The sequence below is a fragment of the Arthrobacter sp. ES3-54 genome (assembly GCF_029504395.1).
Lineage (GTDB): Bacteria > Actinomycetota > Actinomycetes > Actinomycetales > Micrococcaceae > Arthrobacter.
In genome coordinates this window covers 207,913-231,306 of sequence record NZ_JAQFIF010000005.1, presented here as the reverse complement: position 1 = coordinate 231,306, position 23,394 = coordinate 207,913, and the positions used below count along the sequence as shown (strand labels likewise).

The window sequence follows — 23,394 nt, the reverse complement described above, 5'->3', positions numbered from 1 at the left end:
TCGGTTAAGCCAGAGAAGTCCCCGGGGGGTTCCCGGGGACTTCTCCTGTAAACGCTGGTACTAAACGCCGGTTCAGTCGTTACGCCTTCACGTCCACAAGTTCGCGCTCATCCCGTCCAGCCGCGGGAGCTGCGGCAGCGGACGGATCAACGGCCGTCGTGCCGACGTCGTCGCTGAACGGGTCCCCGTTCCGCGGCGCGTTGTACAGGGTTTCGTCCAGGATGCTCTGGCGCTTGGCCACGATCGCGGGGATCAGGGCCTGCCCGGCCACGTTGACGGCGGTGCGGCCCATGTCCAGGATCGGGTCGATGGCCAGCAGGAGGCCGACGCCGGCCAGCGGCAGTCCCAGCGTGGAGAGCGTCAGCGTCAGCATGACGACGGCGCCCGTGGTGCCGGCGGTCGCGGCGGAGCCGAGGACGGACACCAGCGCGATCAGCAGGTACTGGGTGAAGTCCAGCTGGATGCCGAAGAACTGGGCCACAAAGATCGCCGCCACGGCCGGGTAGATCGCGGCGCAGCCGTCCATCTTGGTGGTCGCGCCGAGCGGCACCGCGAAGGAGGCGTAGGCGCGGGGGACGCCCAGGTTCCGCTCGGTCACGCGCTGGGTCAGCGGCAGCGTGCCGATCGAGGAGCGCGAGACGAAGGCCAGCTGCACGGCCGGCCACACGCCGGAGAAGTACTGCCTGACGGACAGCCCGTGGCTGCGGACCAGGACGGGGTAGACCACGAACAGCACAAGCGCCAGGCCGATGTAGATCGCCACGGTGAACTTGCCGAGCGAACCGATGGTGTCCCAGCCATAGACGGCCACGGCGTTGCCGATCAGGCCGACGGTGCCCAGCGGCGCGATCCGGATGATCCACCAGAGGACTTTCTGGATGACGGCGAGGGCGGACGCGTTCAGGGCCAGGAACGGCTCGGCTGCCTTGCCCACTTTGAGCGCGGCGATGCCGACGGCGATCGCGATCACCAGGATCTGGAGGACGTTGAAGCTCACGGCGGTGGTGGCGACGCCGTCGGTGACTGTGGTGCTCGCGCCGAGGCCCAGGAAGTTCTTCGGGAACAGCCCGGTCAGGAAGGCCCACCAGTCACCGGACTTGCCGGCGTACGTGGCGTCCTGGCTGATGCCCGTGCCGGCGCCGGGCTGCAGCAGCACACCCAGGCCGATGCCGATCAGCACGGCAATCAGCGAGGTGATCGCGAACCAGAGCAGCGTGTTCCACGCCAGCCGGGCGGCGTTGGACACGGCGCGCAGGTTGGAGATTGAGCTGACGACGGCGGTGAAGATCAGGGGGACCACGGCGGTCTGCAGCAGCGAGACGTAGCTCGAGCCGATGGTCTGCAGCGTGGTGCCGAGGGCGTTGGGGTTTGCCTTGGTGCTGCCGGTGTACTTGGCCAGCAGGCCAAGGCCCAGGCCGACGATCAGGGCGGCGATGATCTGGAAGCCGAACGAGCCGGCCCATTTGGGCAGCTGGAACCCGGTCTTTCCAGCGGGTGGGGGGGTGCTTGTCTGAGTGGTCACCGGAACACGCTAGGACCGCCACGAATAGCATGACCAACGGATGTTGAGAAATGTTACGCGGCGGAAGTTTTGTTTAGAGCGCAAAATCCCTTAGATTCCGCCGGAAGACTGCCCGATTGTGAAGTTATTCCCGGGCAGAATGTGGCGATTGTCTCGCGGCCGAAGCCACGGTCACACGAGAGTGCAGTTCGCGGCAATGTTTTTCCTCGAAAACACTGCCGCGAACTGCCATCCCCCGCGGGGACGGCCTAGCGGGCGCAGGTGGCCGCGACGCCGCCGCCTGCGCGGTAGATCATGTCCTGGTACACCACAGAGGAGCGCACCGGGGTGTTGCTCGTGACGGTCTGGACCGTAGCCCCGCTGCGGGCGAGCTTGAAGGACGGTGTGGTGCCCGCCACGAGCGGAACCTTGAAGGACGTCAGCCCGGCCGGCGCGTCCATGGTCTTGACGTTGCTTCCCTGTGTGATGGTCAGGCGCCCCGGTGACTTCAGCACGGCCACGAGCTCCACCTCGTTCTTCGCTGCGTCACCGTTCGGGATGGACATGGGCGTGGGTTTGCCGTTGCGGCCGATCGGCGTTTTCGAATACGGAGCGTTCGTGGGGTGCGAGCGGTGGCTCCAGTACAGGGCGTCCTGCGTGATGGTGGGTTTTACTCCGCTCTTGAACCAGGAAACGTAGTAGGCAGCCATGTCCAGCACCGCATAGCCGCGTTGCTTCGAGGGCGCCACCCATGACTCGGTGTAGTCGTTCCAGGTCATAAGCGCAATAGAATCGGCGTTCCCGCTGATCGCCGTTGCCAGCGAATTCCGCAGCGTGGAGCTGTTGGACGACTCCCAGTAGCGCCCGTCGTAGGACCGTGTATCCTCGAATGCCACCGGCTGCATATACGTCTTGCCGCGGCGGTGGGCCTCGGCGCTTTCCTTGGCCAGAGTCGGAACGCCGCTGGCGATGCGCGTGCCCCATTGCGAATACCCGGAAACCGAATTGTTCCAGTCTGCCTTTTGGGTTCCTCCGCCCCAAGAGATGAAGATCGGAACGAGGTTGGACTTGACGCCGGAGGAGGCGAGGCGATTCCGGAGCCCGTCCCACCATGCAGGTGTCTTGCGCTCCGGGAAGAACGGCGCCAGCACAATGCCAGCACTGTTCCGGTAGATCGAAGCGTCGTCCTTCACCTTCATGACGTTTTTGTAGACACTGTCAGAGGTGGAGCCGGCCGCCGTGTTGAAGTCCGGGCTGAGCATGATCTTGAAGCCCGGGTCCACTGCCTTGGCGGCGGCGAGCATGGCGGGCAGCTGCTGCCAGCGGATGTCGGTGGAGCTGTTGTACTCCCAGATGAACCCGTCCAGGCCTGCCCCGACTGCCTGTCGGATCTCTTTCTCGAAATCTGCCTGTCGCCACGTCGTCTGGCTCGCGCGCTGAGGGGCCACCGGACGGTCCCGCAGGTCGTAGGCGCCATTGGCGGAGTTGTGGGTATCCATCCAGCGCGGGTAGACGTCGCGGGTCGCGTCGGCACTGTCCACTGCGAGCGGGAACGGCGGGAAGTAGTAGGCCCACGCCTTCTTCGCCGAGGTGTGCCGGTTCGCGGGCGCCGGAAGGCTAAAGGGCAACGGATTGCAGGCCGCCGTCGTGGCCATTGGCGTGGCTGACGGCGTCGCAGCGTTTAGCGGTGCCGAAGTGCCAATCGCGGCCGTGGCCGCGAAGACTGCCGTCGCAACCACGGACACGGCCACCCGCTTCCGGGTCCGCATCCGCGCTTTCGTCGCGTCATTGGCCGTTGGTCTTAGGGGTGAGGCAAAATTCCTCATAGAGTGCTCCAATATGGGGTTTTGGTGTCTGCCCGGCAACGATCAGCCGCTGCGGAAACCTCAGCGAGGTTCCGGCCGGCCCAGCACACAACATTTCCGCCGTGCTCCTTAGCGGAGCCGTGAAATGCTACAGCTGTTCGTTCGCGCGGGTTCAATTTTCCAACTGCGCGCACCCGAGACCGAGATGCTGGATAGCTCTATCATGCGCCTGCTTCATAGGCGACGTCCCGCGTAAGTGCCGCAGCGACGAAGCGCGCATAATGACAGACAGCAAGACCGCACCGCCGTTGCGGCGGTTCTTGCTTGGGCCGGGGCCTGCCGAAGAGCACGGGCACACCGGACATTTGCGTCGCAGCCCCCAGCCGCTGACCCGGGCTTCCAAAAGCCCTGCAAATGTGTTCCCCAGAGACTAGTCGACTATTCGGCCAAGGTCCATTTGGCCTTGGCGTACGAGCGGCCAGTTGCGGTGGCTTCGCTGTGCGGAAGCCGCCCCAACTGGCCGTATAGCCGCTGAAAGCGCAGGTTAGACCGTGAACATCCTTACCCCAGGAGCGCGCGCTTGAGGGTGTCGAGGCCCACCGAGCCGATGTTCAGGGCCTTCGTGTGGAAGGCCTTGAGGTCGAAATCCGGGCGGGATTCCAGCTCTGCCCGGATCTGCTCCCAGAGCCGCTGGCCCACCTTGTAGGACGGTGCCTGTCCCGGCCAGCCCAGGTAGCGGGTGAACTCGAACTTCAGCTGTCCCTCGCTGATCGCGAGGTTCTGCTTCAGGAACTCGTAGCCCTTGTCGGGGGTCCACGCCCCGGAGCCCCAGCGCTCGGGGACCTCAAGTTCCAGGTGCACGCCGATGTCGAACACCACGCGGGCAGCCCGCATGCGCTGCGCGTCCAGCATGCCCATGTGGTCGCCCGGATCGCTGAGGTAGCCCAGTTCCTGCATGAGCCGCTCCGCATAGAGCGCCCAGCCTTCGCCGTGCCCGGACGTCCAGCAGACGTTCCGGCGCCATTTGTTCAGCAGCTCGCGGCGGTAGGTGGCGGTGGCGACCTGGAGGTGGTGGCCCGGGACCCCCTCGTGGTAAACCGTGGTGGTTTCGGCCCAGGTGGTGAAAGTGTCCTCGCCGGCCGGCACGGACCACCACATCCGGCCCGGACGGCTGAAGTCGTCCGAGGGGCCCGTGTAGTAGATGCCGCCTTCATCCGTGGGCGCGATCCGGCACTCCAGCGTCTTCATGACCTCCGGGATGTCGAAGTGGACGCCGGCGAGCTCAGCGACGGCTTTGTCTGAGAGTTCCTGCATCCAGGCCTGGAGGGCGTCGGTGCCTTTGAGCTGGCGGGCGGGATCGTTGTTCAGGATCTCCTTGGCTTCCTCCACGGTGGAGCCGGGCCGGATTTCCCCGGCCACGCGTTCCTGCTCGGCAATGAGACGGTCCAGCTCCTGGACGCCCCACGCGTAGGTCTCCTCCAGGTCCACGGTGGCGCCGAGGAAGTCCCGGGATGCCAGGGCGTAGCGGCTGCGGCCCACGGCGTCCTTGGCCGGGGCGACGGGCAGGAGTTCGGACTCGAGGAAACCCGCGAGCCGGGAGTACGCCACCCGGGCAGCCGCCGCTCCGGCGTCGAGCTCTGACTGCAGTTCCGCCGGAAGCGGGCCCTCCGCGGTCTTGGCGCCGGCGGCGAGCTTCGCAAAGAAGCCGTCGTCCGCGGCGTGCTTGGTGGCCTGCTCGATCACGATCGACACCTGGCGGGCCGCGGCCACCTTGCCGTCCTGCATCGCCGACCGCAGCGACTCGATGTAGCCGTCGATCGCGGCGGGGACATTGTGGGCGCGGCCCGCGATGTGCTCCCACTGCCCGGCGGTGTCCGTGGGCATGAGGTCAAAGATCGCGCGGATGTCCTGGGACGGGGACGCGATGTTGTTCAGATCGGCCGTGTGCCAGCCCGATTCGTGGATTTCCAGCTGCAGGCCCAGCCGCTCATGCATGGCGTCGAGCGTGACGGCGTCGACGTCGTCAACCGGCTCCAGCCCGTCCAGCGCGGCGAGTGCCTCGCGCGCGGCGGCCGCGAATTCCTCGTGGCCGGAGGGGGAGAAGTCCTGGTACTCGGTCTCGTGCCCGGGCAGGCCGAGCTCCGTGGCGAAGCTTGGGTTCAACCGGATCAGGGTGTCCGTGTAGGCGTCGGCGACGGCGTCAATGGCCGTCTGCTGGCGCACGGGGGCAGTGTTGTCTGAGGCAATCGTTTCGGTAGTCACCCGACGAGACTAGCCCGGCCGCGGTGGTTATGAAAGAGTCACTGAACTTTTTTCGTGGCCGGATATGGGGCAGACCGCTGCCCAGCAGAGGGGTCTCAGGAGTGGCCGAGAGCTCTCAGCCGAGGCTGCGGCGCCAGGCTTCCGGACCGGGCCTGGGAGCCAGCCGGAGCTGCTGCCGGCGGACCCAGTGCCGGACGCCGGGGCTTTCCGGTGCGGCCTGCTGGGACTGCCCCAGGGACAGCACGACGGCGGTCAGTGCCGCCAGCTCTTCAGGTGTCGGCTCGCCCTTGGCGACGGAGAACAGGACCTCGGGCGTGGTCTCCGGCCCGGTGGCTGGCTCGAGGGGGTGGGTGGCTGGGCCCACGCCGGCGAGGGACCCGGCCTGAGATTGCGAAGGCTGGGAGCCGGTGGGGACGTGCGAGGTTAGGGGGCCGGTGGGGATCACAGCGGGATGTTCCCGTGCTTCTTGGCGGGCAGGGCGGCCCGCTTGTCCCGGAGGGCACGCAGGCCCTTGATGATCTGGACCCGGGTCTCGGACGGTGCGATGACGGCGTCCACGTAGCCGAGCTGGGCGGCCTGGTACGGGTTGAGCAGCTCTTCCTCGTACTGGCGGATCACCTCGGCGCGCTTGGCCTCGACGTCGCCGCCGTTCTCAGCCACCGCGGCGAGTTCGCGGCGGTACAGGATGTTCACGGCGCCCTGGGCGCCCATGACGCCGATCTGGGCGGTGGGCCAGGCGACGTTGAGGTCCGCGCCAAGCTTCTTGGAGCCCATCACGATGTAGGCCCCACCGTAGGCCTTGCGGGTGATCACGGTCAGCTTGGGCACGGTGGCCTCGGCGTAGGCGTAGAGCAGCTTCGCGCCGCGGCGGATGATGCCCTGGAATTCCTGGTCCTTGCCCGGCAGGAAGCCCGGGACATCCACCAGCGTGATGATGGGGATGTTGAAGGCGTCGCAGTGCCGGACGAAGCGGGCCGCCTTCTCCGACGCCGCAATGTCCAGGGTGCCGGCGAACTGCATGGGCTGGTTGGCCACGATACCCACCGTGTGGCCCTCCACCCGGCCGTAGCCGATGATCACATTCGGGGCGTACAGGGACTGCATCTCCAGGAAGTGCGCGTCGTCGACAATCTGCTCAATGACCTTGCGCATGTCGTACGGCTGGTTGGCCGAGTCCGGGATCAGCGCATCCAGGGCGAGGTCGTCGTCGTCGACCTCCAGCTCCTGGGAGTGCTCCAGCACCGGGGCCTCGGCGAGGTTGTTGGAGGGCAGGAAGTCCAGCAGTTCACGGACGAACTCGACAGCGTCGGCCTCGTCGGAGGCCAGGTACGTCGAGGTGCCCGTGTTGGCGTTGTGCTGGCGGGCGCCGCCGAGGGTTTCCATGTCCACGTCTTCGCCGGTGACGGTCTTGATGACATCCGGGCCGGTGATGAACATGTGGGAGGTCTTGTCCACCATGACCACATAGTCGGTCAGGGCGGGGGAGTAGGCCGCGCCGCCGGCGGAGGGGCCCATGATGAGGGAGATCTGCGGGACGACGCCGGAGGCGTGGACGTTGTTGCGGAAGATGTCAGCGAACATGGCCAGCGAGGCGACGCCCTCCTGGATGCGGGCGCCGCCGCCGTCGAGGATGCCGACCACGGGGCAGCCGTTGCGCAGCGCGAATTCCTGGACCTTGACGATCTTCTCGCCGTTGACCTGGCTGAGCGAGCCGCCGTAGACGGAGAAGTCCTGGCCGTAGACGGCGACCGGGCGGCCGTCCACGGTGCCGTAGCCGGAGACGAGCCCGTCGCCGAGGGGCTTCTTCTTCTCCATCCCGAACGCGGTGGAGCGGTGCACGGCCAGCGCGTCGAATTCGACGAAGGAGCCGGCGTCCAGCAACAGGTCGATGCGCTCGCGGGCGGTGTTCTTGCCGCGCGCATGCTGCTTGGCGATCGCTTCCGGACCGGAGGGCTGCTCGGCACGGGCCTGGCGGTCGCGGAAATCTGCAATCTTTCCCGCAGTCGTGGTCAGATTGTGGCTCATCAAGTTTCTCCGGCTCTGTCGCTAAGTTGTACGGCGCCCGTGCGTGGGTCCTTTGGCTGGAATCCACAAAAACAGGGCTCTGCTGGCAAGTCTAGTGACGGTATTGCCCGGTGCCGCTGTAGGGAACCTACAATTTTCCCGCCGCGAAGCTCCCGCTCCACTTTGTTACCCGCCAGTAACATGGGTCCGCTAGAGTGTTGGACATGACTTCTAGCAATGATGCTTCGGGCCCCGCCGCAGGGCCGTACCAGGCCGCCGGTTCCCTCCAGGGCCGCACTGTCCTCATCTCCGGGGGCAGCCGCGGCATCGGCCTGGCCATCGCGCTGCGTGCAGCCCGGGACGGAGCCAACATCGTCCTGATGGCCAAGACCGGCCAGCCGCACGCCAGGCTCGAGGGCACCGTCTACAGCGCCGCCGAACAGATCGAGGCCGCCGGCGGCCAGGCGTTGCCGCTGGTCGGCGACGTTCGTAACGACGCCGACGTCGCCGGTGCTATCGGTGCCGCCGTGGACCGCTTTGGCGGGATCGACGTCGTCATTAACAACGCTTCCGCGATCGACCTCTCTACGACCGATGACGTGGACATGAAGCGCTACGACCTCATGCAGGACATCAACGTCCGCGGCACCTTCCTGCTCTCGAAGCTGGCGCTGCCGGCCCTGCGGGTTTCCGAGGCCGGCCATATCCTCACGCTCTCCCCGCCCTTGAACCTGGACCCCAAGTGGGCCGGGATGCATCTGGCCTACACCATGGCCAAATACGGCATGAGCCTGACCACGCTGGGGCTTGCCGAGGAGCTCAAGGCCGACGGTGTCAGTGTGAACTCGCTCTGGCCGTGCACGTTGATCGACACCGCGGCGATCCGCAACATGCCCGGCGGCGACATGATCGTCAAGGGCGCCCGCAGCCCCGAAATCATGGCCGACGCCGCCCACGCCGTGCTGACCGGCAGCAATGCGGTCCCGGCGCACGGCAACCGGACCGGAAACTTCTACACCGATGAAGAGGCTCTCGCAGCGGCAGGGGTGACGGACTTCAGCCCGTACAGCCTCGGCGCGCCGGAGGACCAGCTGGTGCCGGACATCTTCCTCTGAACTTGCTGAGTCTTTCCCGGCCGCGAGGGCTGCGGAAATTCCCCTCGTTTGAGGATCCGAGGCCGAAATTCCCCGGAAAGTCCGGCCGACCCGCCGGACTTTCCGGCCAAAGGTGGGGAGTTTCGGCGGAGTTTGAGTCAACAGGGGCGGGATCCTCGGGGCGCTTTCCTCGGTAGGATTCAAGCATGGAAGCCGTGCAGGAAACCCCGGACCGTCCGCCCCTGGACCTGAGTGCCCTCAGCGATGAGGCGTTCCTGTCCGCCAACGGAATTCCGAGCCTGACAGTGGTTGAGTCCACCGGCTCCACCAACGCCGACCTCCTTCGCGGTGTGACCGAGGACCCCGGCGCCTGGCCGGACCTGTCGGTGCTGACCGCCGAGTACCAAAGCGCCGCGCGCGGCCGGCTCGACCGCCGCTGGGAGGCGCCAGCCCGCAGCTCCGTCTCCGTCTCGCTCGTGCTCCGACCAGTCAACGCGGCTGGCCGCCCGCTGCCGACCCACAGCTTCTCCTGGCTCTCTCTCCTGGCCGCCCTCGCCCTGCGCGAGGCCCTGGCGGAAACGGCTGGCCTTCCGGCGGAACTCAAGTGGCCCAACGACGTCCTGGTGCGGGGCCGGAAGATCGCGGGCATCCTGGCCCAGCTCGGTCCACTCGGCGGCGCCGGCACGCCGCCGGTCATCCTGGGCACCGGCCTGAACGTCACCCTGACCGAGCCCGAACTTCCAGTCCCCACGGCCACGTCCGTCCTGCTGGAGAACGCCGACACCGTGGACCGGACCGAGCTCCTGAAGAGCTACCTGTCCCGCTTCGCCACCCTCTACCGGAGTTTCTGCAACGCCGACGGCGACCCCGCCGCCGGCATGGCCGGCGGCCCGTCGCTGCATAAGAGGGTGGAACACCTGCTGTCGACCCTCGGCAAGCAGGTCCGTGCCCAGCTCCCCGGCGACCACGAGATCATCGGCCACGCCACCCGCCTGGACGAATACGGTTCGCTCCTGGTGGTCGACGCCGCGGGCCATGAACATGTGGTGACCGCCGGCGACGTCGTCCACCTGAGGCCGTGGAACCCGGCCGGGACCGGCGGGCAGGGCGACGGCCGCGGCGGAGCAGAAAGCGGTTATGCGTAAAGTGCTCCTGCCGGGAGAGCAAGTGATTGTGGTGACCCGGCCCCAGCCCAGGCTGCTCATTGTCCCGGCGCTGATGTTCATTGTTGTTCCGGCGTTGGCCGCCTATGCCTGCGCCTGGGTTCTCAAGGGCGGCCCGGCGCGGCTGATGCCCCTCATCCCCAAGGAATGGACGCCCTGGCTGGTCGCCGTGTGCCTGGCGCTGGCGGCGTGGGTGCTGCTGGGTTATTGCCTTCCGCGGGTCATTGCGTGGCACGCCACGCGCTACATCCTGACCAGCCAGCGCTTAGTTACCCGGTACGGCATGTTACGGCGCCGCGATGAACAGGTCGCCCTCGCTGCCGTCCGCCATGTGGCCATAGAGCAATCGTTGTTGCAGCGGCTATTGCGCTCCGGGAATATATCCTTGGAGACCGGGTACCCCGTTGGAATGGTGGTTCCGGATGTCCCGGAGGTCGCGACATTCCGTAACTTCGTGCTGGACGCCATCGGCGAACTCCCCCAGGGCGAGGTGTTCGGGGCCGATGACATGACCTACAACGCGGGCGAGGCCTGGCCGTGGGAGACGAGAGAAGGTGGAAGAGATGAACGCTGAGAACGTCCACCAGGACATCGACCTCGCTGCCCCGGATTTGCCCCGGGAACCCGAGGGCGTGGCCGGCCCGGCTGTGCCCGGCAGCAACGCCGAGACCGCCTTCGACACTGAAGCCGGCGCGCTCATCGAACCCGCCGAAACTGAGCTTGGAATCGAACCCGAACCCGCCGCCGACCCCGAACCCGAACCTGCGGCCCCGGAACCTGCCAACCCGCCAACGGGAACGGTGTCCGCCGAACGGCTCGCCGCCAAGGCCCTGGAGGCCCGGCTGCTGGGCGGTGAACGCAAGCTCCGGCGCCGTGAGGTTGCCGCAGGCGCGGGACTCTCGCTGCTCTCTGCCCGGAAACTTTGGCGGGCCCTCGGCTTTCCCAACCTCGGGGACGAGGATGTCGCCTTCACCGAGCGCGACCAGTCCGCCCTGTCCACCATCGTGGACCTCGTGCGTGACGGCAAGCTCACCGAGGAAGCCGCCATCTCCATCACCCGGGCCATCGGCCAGATGACCGATCGGATGGTCGTGTGGCAGATCGAGGCCCTGGTGGAGGACATGGTCCAGGAACAGGGCGTGCCGGACGCCGTTGCGCGCAAGCGGCTCGTCAGCGAGCTGCCGAACCTCATTGACGCCCTCGAGGAAATGCTCGTCTATTCCTGGCGCCGGCAGCTCAACGCCGGTGTCCAGCGTCTGGCCGTCCGGGCCGAGGCCGGACTGCAGTCCAGCGAAGAGGGCCGCGAAGGCGACGAGGACGATTCGCCGCTGCCGTTGGCCCGGGCCGTTGGCTTCGCCGACCTCGTGTCCTATACAAGCCTCTCCCGCCGGATGAACGAGAAGACCCTCGCCCAGCTGGTGCAGCGCTTCGAGAACAAATGCGCCGAAATCATCTCCGTCGGCGGCGGCCGGCTGGTGAAGACCGTTGGCGACGAAGTCCTCTACATTGCCGAGACCCCAGCGGCCGGCGCCGAAATTTCCCTGGCCCTGTGCCGTGCCTTCACCGAGGACGAGATCCTGCCCCAGGCCCGCGTGGCCATGGTCTGGGGCCGCATCCTCTCCCGCCTCGGCGACATCTACGGACCCACCGTGAACCTCGCAGCCCGCCTGACGGCCCTCGCGGACCCCGGAACCGTGCTGGTGGATTCGATGACCGCGGCCGCGCTGGAACAGGACGAACGCTTCGTCCTGGTGCCCCGCCCGGCCGAGGACGTCCGCGGGTTCGGTGAAATCCACCCCGTGCAGTTGCAGCCCGGCAGCGGCCGGGGCCTGATCCTGGACTAGGCGGCAGATCAGGATAAGCGCGGCGGTAGCCCGTGGCGGGCTTCTCACTCTGCGGCGCATATGCAATAGTCGGACCGGCAGTTGCGACCCGGCTGGGTTTGTGACCGCCGTGAACCCTCGCGCACCACTGCAGCCGCGCACCACTTTATTGAGGACCGCCATGAACCCTACGCCAGACGCCCCCCTCCCGCCGTCGGACGGGGAACGGGGACCGCGCCTGCGCTTCGGGTTCGGCACGGACCGGGGGCTGCGCCGCGAGGCGAACGAGGATTCCTTCATTGCCGCCGACCCCGTCTTCGCCGTGGCGGACGGCATGGGCGGGCATGAGGCGGGCGAAGTTGCCAGCGGCATCTGCGTGCGCACCCTGGCCGAGCTGCCGCAGTTCAAGACCGGCAGCCGGGACGCGACGGCGAACATCCTCCAGGAGTACCTGCTGATGGCCGACGCCGGCATCCGTCACGCCACGGGATCCCGCGCCGGGACCACCCTGTCCGGCGTCGCTGTGGTGGAACAGCTGGACGTTCCGTACTGGCTGGTGTTCAACATCGGTGATTCACGCACCTACCGGTACAGCCACGGCCAGCTAGTGCAGATCAGCGTGGACCATTCCGAGGTGCAAGAACTCCTGGACACCGGCCAGATCAGCGAAGCCGAGGCTGCTGTGTATCCGCGCAGGCACGTTGTGACGCGGGCATTGGGCACCGGAGACGACTCCGAGGCCGATTACTGGCTGGTTCCCCTAGAGGACGGCGACAGGATCCTGGTCTGCTCCGACGGTCTCAACGGGGAACTGAGCGATGAGCAGATAGCCGGCATCCTTGAAGCCGAGGCGGACCCCCAGGCGGCCGTGGACGAACTGATCCAGGCAGCGTTGCGCAGCGGCGGCCGGGATAACATCACGGCGATCGTGGTCGACGCCCAGACTGCAAGCGTGGATGCGCCCGCCTGACCGGCCCCGTGCCCGGACGCTGACCGGCCCCGTAACCGGACGCTGACCTGCCCCTGGACCGGACAATGTCGGTGATCTAGGGCAGGATAGGTCTGTGAGCACAGGGAAGACCGCAGCAGAGACCGCAGCAGGGACTGAAAAAGCAGCCGAAGAAGCCCCCAGGCACGCCACGGATCCTCAACCTCCCGAGGGGGAGCAGGTCCCGTCCGGCGACATCCGCGCGGAGTATGAGGACCTTGTGGAGCAGGTCCGCAAACACCGCTTTGCGTACTACCAGGAGGACGCTCCGATCATCTCCGACGCCGAGTTCGACGAGCTCTACCGACGGCTGGAAACGATCGAAGCCATGCATCCGGAACTGGTGGCCAACGATTCGCCCACGCAGGAAGTCGGCGGCGAGGTGTCGGCGGCGTTTACCGCCGTCCAGCACCTGCAGCGCATGTACAGCCTGGAAGATGTCTTCTCGCTCGAGGAGCTTGAGGCCTGGATGGTGAAGGCCGAGGCAGGCGTTGCCAGGATCGGCAACGGCGGCAACCCGCCGTCGTGGCTCACCGAACTGAAGATCGACGGGCTGGCCGTCAACCTGCTCTACCGCGACGGCGCGCTGGTCCGGGCCGCCACCCGCGGCGACGGCACCACCGGCGAGGACATCACGCACAACGTCCTGACCATCAAGGAAATCCCGCAGCAGCTCAGCGGCTCCGGCTTCCCGGCGGAAATGGAAGTCCGCGGCGAAGTCTTCATCCCGTCCCAGGCCTTCGCCGAATTCAACGAAGCCCTGATCGAGGCCGGCAAAGCGCCCTTGGCCAACCCGCGCAACGCTGCCGCAGGCTCGCTGCGGCAGAAGGACCCGGCCGAAACCGCCAAGCGTCCGTTGCGGATGTACGTCCACGGCATCGGCGCCCGCGAGGGACTCAACATTGCCAGCCAGTCGGAGACTTACCGCAAGCTCGCCGAGTGGGGACTGCCCACGAGCCCCTACTTCGAGGTCCTCGCCGGGCTGGCCGACGTGCTGGACTTCATCAAGCGCTACGGCGACAAGCGGCACAGCCTCACCCACGAGATCGACGGCATTGTCATCAAGGTGGACGACTTCGCCACACAGCGGGCCCTGGGCTACACCACCCGGGTACCGCGCTGGGCCGTGGCCTACAAGTACCCGCCGGAAGAGGTCCACACTAAGCTGCTCGACATCGCCGTCAACGTCGGCCGCACCGGCCGGGTCACCCCGTACGGCGTGATGGAACCGGTCAAGGTTTCCGGCTCCACCGTGGAAATGGCCACCCTGCACAACCAGGAAGTGGTCATTGCCAAGGGCGTGAAGATCGGCGACATCGTGGTGTTGCGGAAGGCCGGAGACGTCATTCCGGAAATTGTGGGCCCGGTCCTGGCGCTCCGGGATGCCCAGGACCCGCCTGTCCGCGACTTCATCATGCCCACCGAGTGCCCCGCCTGCGGCACGCCATTGGCCCCCGGGAAGGAAGGGGACGTGGACATCCGCTGCCCCAATTCCCGGTCCTGCCCGGCGCAGCTGCGCGAACGCGTCTTCCACCTCGCCGGTCGCGGCGCCTTCGACATCGAGGCCCTCGGCTGGGAAGCCGCCATCGCACTGACCCAGCCCGCCGAGCCCACCACGCCGCCGCTGACCACGGAGGCGACACTGTTCGACCTCACTCCGGAGCAGCTCGCTGACGTCCGCGTCCGCCGTGAGAAGCGCTCCAAGGGCGTGGGCACAGGGGAATTCGAGCTGGTGCCCTACTTCTACACCAAGGCCACCACCAAGACCCCGTCCAAGCCCACGGCCACCACGGACAAGCTCTTCCGGGAACTGGACAAGGCGAAGTCCCAGCCGCTGTGGCGGGTCCTGGTGGCCTTGTCCATCCGGCACGTCGGCCCGCGGGCCTCGCGCGCCCTCGCCACCGCGTTCGGCAGCATGGACGCGATCCGGCGGGCCTCCGAGGAGGAGCTCGCTCACGTCGACGGCGTGGGTCCGGTGATTGCCCAGGCGCTGACGGAATGGTTTGCCGAGGACTGGCACCGCGACATCGTGGACCGCTGGGCGGACGCAGGCGTCCGGATGGCGGACGAACGCGACGAGTCCATGCCCAGGACCCTGGAAGGGCTGACCATCGTGGTGACCGGAAGCCTCGACGGCTTCAGCCGCGATGAGGCAAAGGAAGCCATCCTGATCCGCGGCGGTAAGGCGGCCGGTTCGGTCTCCAAGAACACCAGCTACGTGGTGGCGGGCGAGAACGCCGGCACCAAACTGGACAAGGCCGAACAGCTTGGCGTTCCCGTCCTGGATGAGGACGGTTTCCGGGCGCTGCTGGCGGACGGGCCGGCCGACGCCGGCGCGGAGAGCTCCGAGGACAGCGTCGCCGACGGTGTCAAGAACAGTGTCCTGGACTCTGACGACGACGGCCAGTCCCACGGCGTCGACGTTGCGGCGGCCGAATGAGCGCCCGCCCCGGCGTCCCTCCCGAGTCCGCACCGGCCATCCCGGCGTTGCTGGAACTGGCCAAGTCGGCCGCGGCAGCGGGGGCCGCCGTCCTGGCCACCCGCAAAACCGCAGCCTTGGACGTCAGCAACAAGGGCGACTCAGGAGACTGGGTGACGGCTTTTGACCTCGCCGCCGAAGCCGCCGTCCGGGACGTCATCACCGCCGCCCGGCCGTGGGACATCATCACGGGGGAGGAGGGCGGCACCGTCCTGCCGGCGCAGCCCAGCGGCTACCGCTGGTCCGTCGACCCGCTCGATGGCACCACCAATTTCATCCGCAACATCGTTTACTACGCCACCTCCGTGGCGGTGGCGGACGCCGACGGCGTTTGGCTGGCCGGCGTCGTCAGCGCACCGGCGCTGGGCCGCACCTACTACGCGTCGCGCGGCGAGGGGGCCTGGGTCCAGGAGCAGGGCACACTGACCGCTCTGTTCGGCCCGGTCCCCGGACGGGCTGGGCAGATCCTGGCCACAGGCTTCAGCTATGACCCCGACGTCCGGGCGGAACAGGCCACTGGCCTGGGCGCCCTGCTGGACGGCTTCGCCGACATGCGCCGGCTGGGCTCGGCGGCGCTGGATTTGTGCCTCGTGGCGGACGGCACGCTCGATGCCTTTGGTGAGCGCGGGCTCAACGAACACGACTTCGCCGCCGGGGCCCTGATCGCCGAGGAAGCAGGCTGCTGGGTGCGCCGGCCGCGGCTCACCAGCCCCCTGGCCGGCGGCCCCTCCGACGACGAGCGCCTGGCCGCATGGACGTGCGCCGGACCGCTGGAACTCTCCGGCAAGTTCCCCCTCTAAAGTCGTTCCCGCCGGTCGGCTCCTGGCCTGAGTGCGCCTGACCTGAGTGATAGTTCAGTCACGGAAACGGCCGTTCCGGTCCAGGCCCGGGCAGAGCGCCCGTACCATTGACAGGTGCCTTCGCAGATCCTCATTCGCCCCGCCGTTCCGGCCGACTACGACGCCATAGCGCGCATCACCCGGGACGCCTACCTGGCGGCAGGCTACTTTGAGAGCGCCGACCACCCGTACATGCGGCAGATCCAGAACGTCGAGCAGCGTGCGGCGGACGCGACGGTTTGGGTCGCGGAGCGGGACGGCCGGATCCTCGGCTCGGTGACGCTGGCGGTCGAGGGCGAGCCGTACGCGGATATCGCCCAAAGCGACGAACTCGAGTTCCGGATGCTCGTGGTGGACCCGTCCGTCCAGCGCAGCGGCGCCGGCAAGGCCATGGTCCAGGCCATCATCGACCACGCCAAATCCCTGCCCGGAATCCACGCCGTCGCCCTCACCACGGGTGAGACCTGGGAAAGTGCCCACGGCCTCTACCGGAAGACCGGCTTCCTCCGGGCGCCGGAGCGCGATTGGCTGGTGCCTGGCACGGACATCAAACTGCTCGTCTACCGCCAGGATTTCTAGCTAGAGGTTCTAGCTAGAACCTCCAGCCCGGGCAGTGGCCCCGCGTAGGCCCGCCGACCAGCAGGCCCGCCGACACAAACCAACCCGGTTTGGCGGCTCCAGCGCCGGGCGACCTAAAGTTGTGCCGATCCCTGCGGCAACTGCGAAAGGCCCACCATGCGCAAGACCTTCGGTACCGGCTCCACCTGGGAACAGGCCCTCGGCTATTCCCGGGCTGTCCAGGTGGACAACACCCTCTACATCTCCGCAACCGCCGCCAGCGGCGAAGACGGAATTGTGGGCGACGACTTCTATACCCAGACCAGCTACATCCTGCAGAAGCTCGGCGCCGTGCTGGCCGAGGCCGGCTTCGGCTTCAAGGACGTGGTGCAGTCCAAGCTGTACCTGACCGACATCAGCAAGTGGGAAGAGGCCGGCCGCGCCCACGGCGAGGTCTTCGGCGACATCCGTCCCACGCTCTCCCTGGTCCACGTGCTGCCGTTCCTGGATCCCAAGATGTTCGTCGAGATCGAACTCGTCGCCCAGAAGAGCGCCAGCTAGCAACCAACGCGGGCCGCCGGGACTCTGGCGGAACTTCCGCGCGTGGAGTATGACTGGCGCATGACCACGGCGCACGGGCAGGGGCCCACCAGGGTTCCCCTTATCGGCCAGTTCCGCTCCTATGACCGCTCGTGGCTGCGCGGCGATCTGATCGCCGGCGTCACCGTCGCGGCCCTGATCGTTCCGAAGAACCTGGGCTACGCAGGAATCGCGGGGATACCGTTGCAGAACGGTCTGTATGCCGCGGCCGCCGGGGCCATCGTGTACGCGATTTTCGGCACATGCCGGCAGATCTCGATGGGGCCGAGCTCCGGTCTGGCGGCGGTGGCCGCGAGTGCCGTGCTCGCGGCAGGCATCACCAGCGAGCAAGATGTCGCCTCCTTCGTTGCCGGAATCACCCTGGCCTCCGGGATCCTGTTCCTGCTTCTTGCCGTCTTCAAGATGGGCTGGATTGCGCAGTTTCTCTCGAAGGCCGTGGTCACCGGCTTCCTTTTCGGCGCGGCGATCGACGTCGTGATCGGGGAGCTCCCCAAACTCACCGGGACGGAGGTCACCGGTTCCAACCCGATCCAGGAACTGTGGTCTTGGCTGGGCACTCTGGGCGAGGCCCAGCCAGCCACCGTGGTGGTGGGGGTCGTCGCGCTGGCCGTCGTCTTCGGGCTGAAAGCCATCGCTCCCCAAGTCCCCGGCGCCCTGGTCCTGGTGGTGGGCGGATTGCTGGCTGCGGCGCTGTTCGATCTCGGGGCCAAAGGTGTGGCCCTGGTGGGCGACGTGCCCAGCGGGCTGCCCTCGCTTGAGGTCCCGGACGGCCAGCTGATGTGGGACCACGTGGGCACCGTGGCCCTCGCGGCGGTGGCTCTGGTCCTGATCGGCTTTTCCCAGACCGCCGGGGATGCGAGGGCCTTCGCTGCCAAGCACCGCTACCAGATCGACATCAACCAGGAATCGATTGCCCAGTCGATGGCCAACATTGCCGCAGGACTCTTCAAGGGGATGCCCGTCTCGACGAGCCTGTCAGCGAGCTCTCTGAACGACCACTCCGGGGCGAAGACCGGCCTTGCCTCCCTCACTTCGGGGGTCACGGTTCTGCTCACGCTGCTCTTCCTGGCGCCGCTGTTCTCGATCCTGCCCAAACCTGTGCTGGCGGCGCTGATCATCGAGGCCGTCGTCATGGGCATGATGAACTTTCCGGAACTGCGACGGCTAGCCCGGGTGCAGAGGTTCGACTTCTGGATTGCGGTCGCAGCGATCATCGGCACCCTCATCTTCGGCGTTCTCGCGGGCGTCGTGATCGGGATCGGCCTCTCGATCTTCTGGCTCGTCCGGGTGGCCACCCACCCGCAGATGCCGTCCCTCGGCCGCGAACCGGGCACCCAGGTCTTCCGTGAAACCGGTGAGCACCCCGGCGACGAGATCGTTCCCGGCGTTGCCGTGATCCGGTTCGACGGCGGCCTCTTCTTCGCCACCGCCGACGCGCTGGAGGACCGTCTGCGCGAGGTCATCCGGTCAAGGCCGGGGCTCACAGGGATTGTGCTCGATTGCGGCGGGATCAACTTCGTCGACTCCCAGGGGGCAGCAAAGATGGCGGACATCGTGATCCTCGCCCGGGAGTCGGACGTCAACTTGCGCCTGACCCGGCTCAAGCCCGAGGTTCGTGCGGTCCTGGAACGCGACGGCGTGATCGAGCGCGTCGGGGCGGACATGATCCACGGCAACATCTACAGGGCCGTCCAGGCGGAGCAGGCGGCGGCACAGAAGCGGCCCGACGGCGCCGCCGACCAGCCGCAGTGACCCCGCAACCCCCGCAACGCCCAAGCACCCTGCGTTTCTAGTGGCCGGTTCCGGCGGGGATTCCGTAGCGGTGCTCGGGCCGCCCGGTGGTGCCGTAGCGCAGCTGGATGTCGACGGCGCCGTCGTCCGCCAGCGCGGACAGATACCGTTGGGCAGTAGCCCGGGACACACCTACACGGACGGCGACGTCGGCGGCCGAATACTGCTCGCCGGGAACCAAGGATTCCAGCACCGCGGCCTCCGTGGCAGAGCGGGGACGGGCCGAGGCAACGACGTCGCCCGGGATCAAGGCACGCTTGGCGCGTTCCACCGTCTCTTGGCTGACGGACCCCGGCTGCGCCAGGATCCGGCGGTAGCGTGCATAGGAGCGCAGCTGCTGCGAGAGGGATTCGGCCGTGAAGGGCTTGAGCAGGTAGCCCAGTGCCCCGCGACGGAACGCGAGGCGCAGCGAAGCTGTGTCCGAGGCCGCGCTGAGGATCACGGTGTCGACGTCCAGCTGGCGCAGCAGGTCCAGGCCCGAAGCGTCCGGGAGGTAGACGTCCAGCAGTACCAGGTCCGGGCGCAGGCTGTGGATGGCCTGCAGAGCCTGCGACGCCGAGCCGGCCGGCGGCAGCGCCAGGAACCCTGCCACCGAATCCACGTAGGCGGCATGCAGCTTGGCGACGTGGAAATCATCGTCGACAATCAGCACCCTGAAATCTTCAGACATCGTTGTCCTCTCCGCTTGATTCGGTGGTTCCCGGCATCGTTGGCCCGGATTCGGTGGTTCCCGGCAGGGTGGCGACGAACACGGCGCCCGGGCCGCCGGGGGAGCCCGCCTCAAGCAAGCGCACGTCTCCGCCGCGGCGGCGCGCGAGCTGCCGGGACAACGCCAGCCCCAGGCCCTGGCCGGCGCCAGCCCGAGCTGGCCGATCCGAGGTCGTATAGCCTTCCGTGAAAACCGCCTCGGCCTCCGCGGCTGTCATTCCGGTGCCCAGGCCGTCACCGGAATCCGCCACCACAATGTGAAGTGTGCCGGGGCCTCCGTCGATGCCCGGTTCGTCCAGCACTTCCACTTCCACCCAGCGCTCGGCCGCAGAACCGGCGACGGCGGCGTTTACGGCGTTGTCGATCAGGTTCCCCAGCACGGTGGTGACGTCCTGCGGCTCGGTGACGTGGCCGCGGACCACGGATTCCGGGCCGAGGCGCAGGCTCACGCCGCGCTCGTCCGCCTCGACGCCCTTGGCGCCCAGGAAGGCCTGCAGGTAGGGATCCTGAAGCAGCTCGGCCTGGTCCACCGGGAACGCCAGCGGCCCGGTGCCTGCCAGTTTGGCGAGATAGTCCTGGGCTTGCTGGGGCTGGCCGATGCTCATGAAGCCCGCGATCGTGTGCAGCTGGTTGGCGAATTCGTGGCGCTGCGCCCGTAAGGCCGCGGACATGGTGCCGACGGCGTCGAGCTGGCGGGTCAGCTGCTGCAGCTCGGTCCGGTCCCGGAGCATCACCACCCAGCCCAGGTCCTCTCGACGATGCAGGGCCTTGCGGGCGCTCGCCACCAGGACCCGGCCGCCGGCCACCAGTTCCACGGCCTCACCCTCCGCCGCGTCGGCCCGGGTCAGGGCCTTCAGCTGGGCGGGCACCGGCGCGGTGGCCCAAGCGCTGCCCGCCAGGTCGGGAACACCGAGGAGCCGCTGGGCGGCGGCGTTGAAAACACTGACCCTGCCGTCGGCCGCAACGCCGATCACGCCGTCGTCGACCCCCTGCAGCACGGCCACCTGGTCGTGCACCAGGGTGCTGATCTCCTCGGGCTCGAGCCCGAGCGTCAACCGCTGGAGCCGCCGCCGCAGCAGGAACGAGGCCAGCACGCCGGCCAGCAGCGCGCCGGCGGCCGTGGCGGCGATGGGGATGATGTCCCGGGCCAGGCTTTGGCTGATCGTTTCGGTGGAATACCCCACGCTTACCTCACCCACCACCGCTCCGGAGTCCGGGGCGTAGACCGGGACCTTGGCACCGGCGGACGGGCCCAGCGTGCCCGTGTTGCGCGTGGTGACCTCCCGGCCGGCGAGGGCCTCGGAGGGGTCGGTGCTGACCTTTTCGCCCAGCCGTTCCGCGTCCGGGTGCGCCAGCCGGATACCGGTCTCGTCCGTGATGACCACGAACAGGGCCCCGGTCCGGGTGCGGGCACCCTCCGCGGCAGCCATCAACGGACCGGACAACAACTCGGACGCCGGGGGAGCGGCGGGAAGGGCGCTGATGGACTGGACCTCTGACCGCACTGACGGGTCCGAGGCCACCGTCCGGGCCAGGGTCAGCGCCTGGCTCTCCGCCTCGCGGCCCAGCCGGTCGTAGGTCAGCCAGGCGTGGACGGCGCTGCTCAGCAATACCACCAGCACCACGACGCCGAGCTGCAGCAACAGCGTCTGGGTCGAAAAGCGCAGGGTCGGCATCGCTGTGCGGCGCTTCATTGGGCTCCTGCCTGGGGTTAGTACGGACGTGAGCAAAATGCGCAAAATGAATCCAATAAGCAGTATGCCAATCAATTGAGCCAAAGGCCCAGTCGTGACGAGCGCCACTCTAACGTCTGTAGTGCGCATCACACCGGAGTGGTGTCATTCAACGAAGAAGGAGCCGGCCGTGCTGGTATTACTAGGATTCGCCATGATCGCGGTATTCATGGTGCTGATCATGACGAAGAAGTTGACGCCAGTATTGGCGCTCATCATCGTCCCCACAGTCTTCGGACTTTTCGCCGGCGCGGGCCTCGGCATCGGCCCGATGGTGCTGGACTCGATGAAGTCCATGACCTCCACGGCCGCGCTGCTGATGTTCGCGATCATCTACTTCGGCCTGATGATCGACGTCGGGCTCTTTGACCCGCTGGTCCGGTTCATCCTGCGCAAGCTCGGCAATGACCCCGCCAAGGTGGTCCTCGGCACGGCCATCCTCGCAGCGGCTGTTTCGCTCGACGGTGACGGCTCCACCACCTTCATCCTCACCACCGCGGCCATGCTCCCGGTCTACCTGCGGCTCAAGATGAGCCCCGTGGTCCTGACCTGCGTTGCCGGCCTGGCCAACGGCACCATGAACATCCTGCCCTGGGGCGGTCCCACCGCCCGCGCCGCCTCCGCACTGAAGCTCGACGTCAACGATGTCTTCGTACCCATGGTCCCGTCCCTCATCGCAGGACTCATTGTGGTGCTGGTCTTCTCCTGGTTGCTCGGCCTGCAGGAACGCAACCGCCTCCGCAGCACCGCCCCCGAGATTTGGGGCGTCCCGGACTCAGCTGAATCCCTTGTTGGCGATGCAGACGGCGCGGCCGGTGGCAGCACGGCCGGCGGTTCCGGTAATCGCCACGGCCGCAAGGGCCCCGGAGCCTCGCCCCTCTCCCCGGAAGGATCCTCCGTTGCAGTGCTTGAGCGCACCGATTCCCTCGTTGACGACCGCGACTCCGCCATGGCCGACACCGCCCTGGACCCCAACCGCAATACCCTCCGCCCCAAGCTGTTCTGGTTCAACCTCGGCTTGACGGTCGCGGTCATGGTGACGCTCGTCGCCAACGTCATTCCGCTCCCGTTCGTCTTCATGGTGGGCTCAGCCATCGCCCTGCTGGTCAACTTCCCCAAGGTCAAGGACCAGAGCGCCCAGCTGATCGCGCACGCACCCTCGATCGTCGCCGTCGTCAGCATGGTCATGGCTGCCGCAGTCCTCACCGGCGTCCTCAACGGCACGGGCATGGTCAAGGCCATGTCGGAATGGCTGGTCCAGATCATTCCGGCCGACATGGGCCCGCTGATGGCCATCATCACCGGCGTCCTGAGCATCCCGATGACATTCTTCATGAGCAACGACGCCTTCTACTTCGGCGTCCTGCCGGTCCTCAGCGAGACGGCGGCCCACTACGGCGTCAGCGCCGCCGAGATGGCCCGCGCTTCCATCACCGGCCAGCCCTTCCACCTGCAGAGCCCCCTGGTCCCGGCCATCCTGCTCCTGGTCTCCCTGGCCAAGGTGGACCTTGGCGACCACCACAAGAAGGTCCTCTGGCGCACGGCTGTGATCTCCCTGGTCATGCTCGGAGTAGGAGTCCTCACCGGAGCCATCGGCATCGGCTAACCAGCCCCACGAGACGACAGTTCGCGGCAGTGTTTGCACAAAACATTGCCGCGAACTGTCGTCTCGGCGTCCGACGGTAACAGCAGTTCAACCCACGTAGACTGGGACGGAAAATAATCCTTTACTTGCAGGGGAGATCCATGGCTGCGATCAACCGCGACGACGTCGCGCATCTCGCGCAACTCGCGCACATCGAGATGAGTGCTGAAGAGCTGGACAGGATGGCCGGCGAACTCGCCGTCATCGTGGATTCAGTGAAGTCCGTCAGTGAAGCTGCCGGTGATGACGTCCCGGCCACGTCCCACCCGATTCCGCTGACCAATGTGTTCCGCGAGGATGTCGTGGGCCACACGTTTACGGCCGAGCAATCCCTCTCCGGTGCCCCCGACGCTTACGAAGGCCGTTTCAAGGTCCCGGCAATTCTGGATGAGGACTAAGAC

At 67.2% G+C, this 23,394-nt stretch carries 19 protein-coding genes; 12 read left to right on the top strand and 7 right to left on the bottom strand.

Features of this window, described 5'->3' with window-relative positions; translation table 11 throughout:
- Window positions 1–79: 79 nt before the first annotated feature.
- From M2428_RS11780 to M2428_RS11760, 5 genes are all read right to left on the bottom strand, one after another.
- Window positions 80–1,522, bottom strand: coding sequence for a dicarboxylate/amino acid:cation symporter (locus M2428_RS11780; RefSeq protein ID WP_277526141.1), 1,443 nt, complete (start codon window positions 1,520–1,522; stop codon window positions 80–82).
- A gap of 248 nt (window positions 1,523–1,770) precedes the next feature.
- The gene (locus M2428_RS11775) at window positions 1,771–3,270 is read right to left on the bottom strand and encodes a glycoside hydrolase family 71 protein (RefSeq protein ID WP_277526140.1); all 1,500 of its coding nucleotides are present in this window, start codon (window positions 3,268–3,270) and stop codon (window positions 1,771–1,773) included.
- A gap of 597 nt (window positions 3,271–3,867) precedes the next feature.
- Entirely contained in the window at window positions 3,868–5,553 is a 1,686-nt protein-coding gene (locus M2428_RS11770; protein ID WP_277526231.1) for a DUF885 domain-containing protein, read from the bottom strand.
- 130 nt (window positions 5,554–5,683) lie between these two features.
- On the bottom strand, window positions 5,684–5,872 hold the full coding sequence (locus tag M2428_RS11765; RefSeq protein WP_277526230.1) for an acyl-CoA carboxylase subunit epsilon: 189 nt from the start codon (window positions 5,870–5,872) through the stop codon (window positions 5,684–5,686).
- Between the two features lie 137 nt (window positions 5,873–6,009).
- Window positions 6,010–7,593 carry an acyl-CoA carboxylase subunit beta gene (locus tag M2428_RS11760; RefSeq protein ID WP_277526139.1) on the bottom strand — a complete coding sequence of 528 codons (1,584 nt, stop codon included), beginning with the start codon at window positions 7,591–7,593 and terminating at the stop codon, window positions 6,010–6,012.
- 203 nt (window positions 7,594–7,796) lie between these two features.
- Here M2428_RS11760 and M2428_RS11755 point away from each other — a divergent pair, with 203 nt between their 5' ends.
- The 10 genes from M2428_RS11755 (at window position 7,797) to M2428_RS11710 (ending at window position 18,868) form a co-directional block, all read left to right on the top strand.
- Complete coding sequence (locus tag M2428_RS11755) at window positions 7,797–8,687, top strand: NAD(P)-dependent oxidoreductase (RefSeq protein WP_277526138.1); 891 nt, start codon at window positions 7,797–7,799, stop codon at window positions 8,685–8,687.
- 185 nt (window positions 8,688–8,872) lie between these two features.
- The gene (locus tag M2428_RS11750) at window positions 8,873–9,811 is read left to right on the top strand and encodes a biotin--[acetyl-CoA-carboxylase] ligase (RefSeq protein WP_277526137.1); all 939 of its coding nucleotides are present in this window, start codon (window positions 8,873–8,875) and stop codon (window positions 9,809–9,811) included.
- Entirely contained in the window at window positions 9,804–10,403 is a 600-nt protein-coding gene (locus tag M2428_RS11745; RefSeq protein WP_277526136.1) for a PH domain-containing protein, read from the top strand. The genes M2428_RS11750 and M2428_RS11745 overlap by 8 nt, the downstream gene beginning before the upstream one ends.
- The gene (locus M2428_RS11740; RefSeq protein ID WP_277526135.1) at window positions 10,393–11,673 is read left to right on the top strand and encodes an adenylate/guanylate cyclase domain-containing protein; all 1,281 of its coding nucleotides are present in this window, start codon (window positions 10,393–10,395) and stop codon (window positions 11,671–11,673) included. The genes M2428_RS11745 and M2428_RS11740 overlap by 11 nt, the downstream gene beginning before the upstream one ends.
- A 160-nt stretch (window positions 11,674–11,833) precedes the next feature.
- Window positions 11,834–12,622, top strand: coding sequence for a protein phosphatase 2C domain-containing protein (locus tag M2428_RS11735; RefSeq protein ID WP_277526134.1), 789 nt, complete (start codon window positions 11,834–11,836; stop codon window positions 12,620–12,622).
- A 94-nt stretch (window positions 12,623–12,716) separates the two neighbouring features.
- Window positions 12,717–15,080: an NAD-dependent DNA ligase LigA gene (ligA, locus tag M2428_RS11730; RefSeq protein WP_277526133.1), complete on the top strand. Its 2,364-nt coding sequence runs from the start codon at window positions 12,717–12,719 to the stop codon at window positions 15,078–15,080.
- Complete coding sequence (locus tag M2428_RS11725; protein ID WP_277526132.1) at window positions 15,077–15,919, top strand: inositol monophosphatase family protein; 843 nt, start codon at window positions 15,077–15,079, stop codon at window positions 15,917–15,919. The genes ligA and M2428_RS11725 overlap by 4 nt, the downstream gene beginning before the upstream one ends.
- 114 nt (window positions 15,920–16,033) lie before the next feature.
- Window positions 16,034–16,537, top strand: a complete 504-nt coding sequence (locus M2428_RS11720) for a GNAT family N-acetyltransferase (RefSeq protein ID WP_277526131.1) — start codon at window positions 16,034–16,036, stop codon at window positions 16,535–16,537.
- Window positions 16,538–16,693: 156 nt separating this feature from the next.
- On the top strand, window positions 16,694–17,077 hold the full coding sequence (locus tag M2428_RS11715; RefSeq protein ID WP_277526130.1) for a RidA family protein: 384 nt from the start codon (window positions 16,694–16,696) through the stop codon (window positions 17,075–17,077).
- Window positions 17,078–17,137: 60 nt separating this feature from the next.
- Entirely contained in the window at window positions 17,138–18,868 is a 1,731-nt protein-coding gene (locus tag M2428_RS11710) for a SulP family inorganic anion transporter (protein ID WP_277526129.1), read from the top strand.
- Between the two features lie 37 nt (window positions 18,869–18,905).
- Here M2428_RS11710 and M2428_RS11705 read toward each other — a convergent pair whose 3' ends face one another.
- A complete protein-coding gene (locus M2428_RS11705) occupies window positions 18,906–19,577 on the bottom strand; it encodes a response regulator (RefSeq protein WP_277526128.1) in 672 nt (223 codons plus the stop codon).
- Entirely contained in the window at window positions 19,570–21,309 is a 1,740-nt protein-coding gene (locus M2428_RS11700) for an ATP-binding protein (protein ID WP_277526127.1), read from the bottom strand. The genes M2428_RS11705 and M2428_RS11700 overlap by 8 nt, the downstream gene beginning before the upstream one ends.
- A gap of 127 nt (window positions 21,310–21,436) precedes the next feature.
- Between M2428_RS11700 and M2428_RS11695 the strand changes: the two genes are divergently transcribed.
- Together M2428_RS11695 and gatC are read left to right on the top strand one after the other, a co-directional pair.
- A complete protein-coding gene (locus M2428_RS11695) occupies window positions 21,437–22,954 on the top strand; it encodes a CitMHS family transporter (protein ID WP_346780745.1) in 1,518 nt (505 codons plus the stop codon).
- A gap of 140 nt (window positions 22,955–23,094) precedes the next feature.
- Window positions 23,095–23,391, top strand: a complete 297-nt coding sequence (gene gatC / locus M2428_RS11690) for an Asp-tRNA(Asn)/Glu-tRNA(Gln) amidotransferase subunit GatC (protein ID WP_026537696.1) — start codon at window positions 23,095–23,097, stop codon at window positions 23,389–23,391.
- The last annotated feature ends 3 nt before the right edge of the window (window positions 23,392–23,394 follow it).

Excerpts from the sequence above, each read along its gene's own strand:
- M2428_RS11710 (WP_277526129.1), top strand. The coding sequence starts at position 17,138 with ATGACCACGGCGCACGGGCAGGGGCCCACCAGGGTTCCCCTTATCGGC.
- M2428_RS11775 (WP_277526140.1), bottom strand. The coding sequence starts at position 3,270 with ATGCGGACCCGGAAGCGGGTGGCCGTGTCCGTGGTTGCGACGGCAGTC.
- M2428_RS11750 (WP_277526137.1), top strand. The coding sequence starts at position 8,873 with ATGGAAGCCGTGCAGGAAACCCCGGACCGTCCGCCCCTGGACCTGAGT.
- M2428_RS11740 (WP_277526135.1), top strand. The coding sequence starts at position 10,393 with ATGAACGCTGAGAACGTCCACCAGGACATCGACCTCGCTGCCCCGGAT.
- M2428_RS11715 (WP_277526130.1), top strand. The coding sequence starts at position 16,694 with ATGCGCAAGACCTTCGGTACCGGCTCCACCTGGGAACAGGCCCTCGGC.
- M2428_RS11745 (WP_277526136.1), top strand. The coding sequence starts at position 9,804 with ATGCGTAAAGTGCTCCTGCCGGGAGAGCAAGTGATTGTGGTGACCCGG.
- M2428_RS11700 (WP_277526127.1), bottom strand. The coding sequence starts at position 21,309 with ATGAAGCGCCGCACAGCGATGCCGACCCTGCGCTTTTCGACCCAGACG.
- M2428_RS11755 (WP_277526138.1), top strand. The coding sequence starts at position 7,797 with ATGACTTCTAGCAATGATGCTTCGGGCCCCGCCGCAGGGCCGTACCAG.
- gatC (WP_026537696.1), top strand. The coding sequence starts at position 23,095 with ATGGCTGCGATCAACCGCGACGACGTCGCGCATCTCGCGCAACTCGCG.
- M2428_RS11760 (WP_277526139.1), bottom strand. The coding sequence starts at position 7,593 with ATGAGCCACAATCTGACCACGACTGCGGGAAAGATTGCAGATTTCCGC.
- M2428_RS11725 (WP_277526132.1), top strand. The coding sequence starts at position 15,077 with ATGAGCGCCCGCCCCGGCGTCCCTCCCGAGTCCGCACCGGCCATCCCG.
- M2428_RS11735 (WP_277526134.1), top strand. The coding sequence starts at position 11,834 with ATGAACCCTACGCCAGACGCCCCCCTCCCGCCGTCGGACGGGGAACGG.
- M2428_RS11705 (WP_277526128.1), bottom strand. The coding sequence starts at position 19,577 with ATGTCTGAAGATTTCAGGGTGCTGATTGTCGACGATGATTTCCACGTC.